The following is a 3,863-nucleotide window of genomic DNA, read 5'->3' as shown; positions in this document are numbered from 1 at the left end:
CAGGAACCTGGGTATCTTCAATGGTGATAATCTGGGTAAATATCTCTGATATATTACCGCAAACATCAGTAGCAATCCATGTATTGGTATAGGTGCCTGCATTGGCGCATGAACCTGCTATAAATGAACCTGAGGTTTTGGTATAGGTAATTGTATCGCCACAATTATCGGTTGCAACAGGAGCTTGTGATTGCGCCGTGGCTAATCCTGAAGCATCACTGCATTGCAGCGTTACATTTAGAGATGATGCTGTGGTGCTCCATACCGGTACCTGGGTGTCCTCTATGGTAATTATCTGAGTAAAGATCTCTGATACATTACCACAGCCATCAGTAGCAACCCAGGTATTGGTATAAGTACCTGAGTTATCACAGTCGCCACGGATAAATTCTCCTGAACTTCTATTATAACTGACCGCACCGCCGCAATTGTCAATAGCAACAGGTGATTGTGCCTGAGCAGCAGCAAACCCTGAAGCATCACTGCATTGCAACGTTATATTTAGAGATGATGCCTCTGTTGACCAAATAGGAGCTTGGGTATCCTCTATGGTAATTATCTGAGTAAATACTGATGAAGCATTTCTACGTAAATCCAAAGCAACCCAGGTATTAGTATAAGTTCCCGAGTTTTCGCATTCACTTTGAACAAATGTTCCTGAGGTCTTGGTAAAACTAACAGCACCACCGCAATTATCAACTGCTTCAGGTTCATATAGCTGTGCAGCTGCAAGTCCTAATGCATCGCTACACTGCAGCGTTATATTAAGTGCGAAAGCAGAAGTTGTCACTACTGGAACAAGAGTGTCTACGATTGTAATTGTTTGTGTAAATACAGAAGAACTATTGCTACAAATGTCAGTAGCAGTCCAGGTATTTGTGTAAGTTCCCTCATTAAGGAAAAGTCCCTCTACAAATGAACCTGAGGTTTTGGTATAGGTAATTGTACCTCCACAATTATCTGTAGCAACAGGTGATTGAGATTGAGCATTGGACAATCCTTCTGAGTCGCTACATTGCAACGTTACATTAAGTGTTGATGCTTCGGTGCTCCATACCGGAACCTGGGTATCTTCAATAGTAATCACCTGAGTGAAGACCAAAGAGGCGTTATTACAACCGTCGGTAGCAGTCCACGTATTGGTATAGCTGCCTGCATTGGCACACGCCCCTGCTATAAATGAACCTGAGGTTTTGGTGTAGGTGATTGTTCCGCCACAGTTGTCTGTAGCAACCGGAGCTTGTGATTGAGCAGTTGCAAGTCCTTCTACGTCACTACATTCAAGAGTAACATTAAGGGCTACTGACTCTGTTGACCAAACAGGAACCTGAGTATCTTCAATGGTAATAACCTGAGTGAACACTGAGGAAGTATTATTACATCCATCGGTAGCGGTCCACGTATTGGTATAAGTACCTGAGTTGGCGCACGCTCCTGCCACAAAAGAACCTGAAGTTTTGGTGTATGTGATTGTACCACCACAGTTGTCTGTAGCAACCGGAGCTTGTGATTGAGCAGTTGCAAGTCCTTCTACGTCACTACATTCAAGAGTAACATTAAGGGCTACTGACTCTGTTGACCAAACAGGAACCTGAGTATCTTCTATAGTAATAACCTGAGTGAAGATCAAAGAGGTGTTGTTACATCCATCGGTAGCGGTCCACGTATTAGTATAAGTACCTGAATTGGCACACGCTCCTGCTATAAATGAACCTGAGGTTTTGGTGTAGGTAATTGTACCTCCGCAGTTATCGGTTGCAAACGGAGCCTGTGACTGAGCAGTTGCAAGTCCTGAAGCATCACTGCATTGCAACGTTACATTAAGTGCTGATGCTTCGGTGCTCCATACCGGAACCTGGGTATCTTCAATAGTAATCACCTGAGTGAAGACTGAGGAAGTATTATTACAAACATCTTTTGCAAGCCAGGTGTTGGTATAGGTACCTGAGTTGGCGCATGAACCTGCTATAAATGAACCTGAGGTTTTGGTGTAGGTAATTGTACCTCCGCAGTTATCGGTTGCAACCGGAGCCTGTGACTGAGCAGTTGCAAGTCCTGAAGCATCACTGCATTGCAACGTTACATTAAGTGCTGATGCTTCGGTGCTCCATACCGGAACCTGGGTATCTTCAATAGTAATCACCTGAGTGAACACTGAGGAAGTATTATTACAAGCATCCTTTGCAACCCAGGTATTGGTATAGGTGCCTGCATTGGCGCATGAACCTGCCACAAATGAACCTGAGGTTTTGGTATAGGTGATTACTCCTCCGCAGTTGTCGGTAGCAACAGGGGCTTGTGCCTGAGCAGCAGCAAGTCCTGAAACATCACTGCATTGCAGTGTTATATTTAGAGATGATACTGTGGTGCTCCACACAGGAACCTGGGTATCTTCAATAGTAATCACCTGAGTGAAGACTAAAGAGGTATTATTACATCCATCGGTAGCGGTCCATGTATTAGTATAAGTACCTGAATTGGCACACGCTCCTGCTACAAATGAACCTGAGGTTTTGGTGTATGTGATTATACCTCCACAGTTATCGGTTGCAACCGGAGCTTGTGACTGAGCGTTTGCTAGTCCTGAAGCATCACTGCATTCAAGAGTAACATTAAGGGCTACTGACTCTGTTGACCAAACAGGAACCTGGGTATCCTCAATAGTGATAATCTGGGTAAAGACCTCTGATACATTACCGCAAACATCGGTAGCAGTCCAGGTATTGGTATAAGTGCCTGAGTTGTCACAGTCGCCTCGGGTAAATTCTCCTGAGGTTTTGGTGTAGGTGATTACTCCGCCACAATTGTCGGTAGCTACCGGAGCCTGTGATTGCGCTGTGGCTAATCCTGAAGCATCATTGCATTGCAGCGTTACATTTAGAGATGATGCTGCGGTGCTCCACACCGGAACCTGGGTATCTTCAATGGTAATCACCTGAGTGAAGACTAAAGAGGTATTATTACATCCATCGGCAGCGGTCCATGTATTAGTATAAGTACCTGAATTGGCACACGCTCCTGCTACAAATGAACCTGAGGTTTTGGTATAGGTGATTGTACCGTCGCAGTTATCTGTAGCAACAGGAGCTTGTGATTGAGCGTTTGCTAGTCCTGAAGCATCACTGCATTCAAGAGTAACATTAAGGGCTACTGACTCTGTTGACCAAACAGGAACCTGGGTATCCTCAATAATGATAATCTGGGTAAAGACCTCTGATACATTACCGCAAACATCGGTAGCAGTCCAGGTATTGGTATAAGTGCCTGAGTTATCACAGTCGCCTCGGGTAAATTCTCCTGAGGTTTTAGTATAGGTGATTATACCTCCACAGTTATCGGTAGCAACAGGAGCCTGTGCCTGAGCGTTTGCTAGTCCTGAAGCATCACTGCATTCAAGAGTAACATTAAGGGCTACTGACTCTGTTGACCAAACAGGAACCTGAGTATCGTCAATGGTGATAATCTGGGTAAAGACCAAAGAGGTGTTATTACATCCATCGGTAGCGGTCCACGTATTGGTATAAGTACCTGAGTTGTCACAGTCGCCTCGGGTAAATTCTCCTGAGGTTTTGGTGTAGGTGATTACTCCGCCACAATTGTCGGTAGCAACCGGAGCTTGTGACTGAGCATTGGCCAGTCCTTCTGAATCGCTACATTGCAGCGTTATATTTAGAGATGATGCTGCGGTACTCCACACAGGAACCTGAGTGTCTTCTATAGTAATCACCTGAGTGAACACTGAGGAAGTATTATTACACACATCCTTTGCAACCCAGGTGTTGGTATAAGTACCTGAGTTATCACAGTCGCCTCGGGTAAATTCTCCTGAGGTTTTGGTGTATGTGATTGTACCACCACAGTTA

General features: G+C 44.7%; 1 protein-coding gene. It reads right to left on the bottom strand.

Annotation, left to right across the window (positions count from 1 at the left end):
• Positions 1-3,863 (bottom strand): HYR-like domain-containing protein (locus ACFSR3_RS11890; RefSeq protein ID WP_379821199.1); only part of this gene is annotated, 3,863 nt, incomplete at both ends.

Origin of the sequence: Flavobacterium suzhouense, assembly GCF_042684765.1 — a bacterium.
In the GTDB taxonomy this organism is placed as follows: Bacteria; Bacteroidota; Bacteroidia; order Flavobacteriales; family Flavobacteriaceae; genus Flavobacterium; species Flavobacterium suzhouense.
This window is presented reverse-complemented; position numbering and strand designations above follow the sequence as displayed.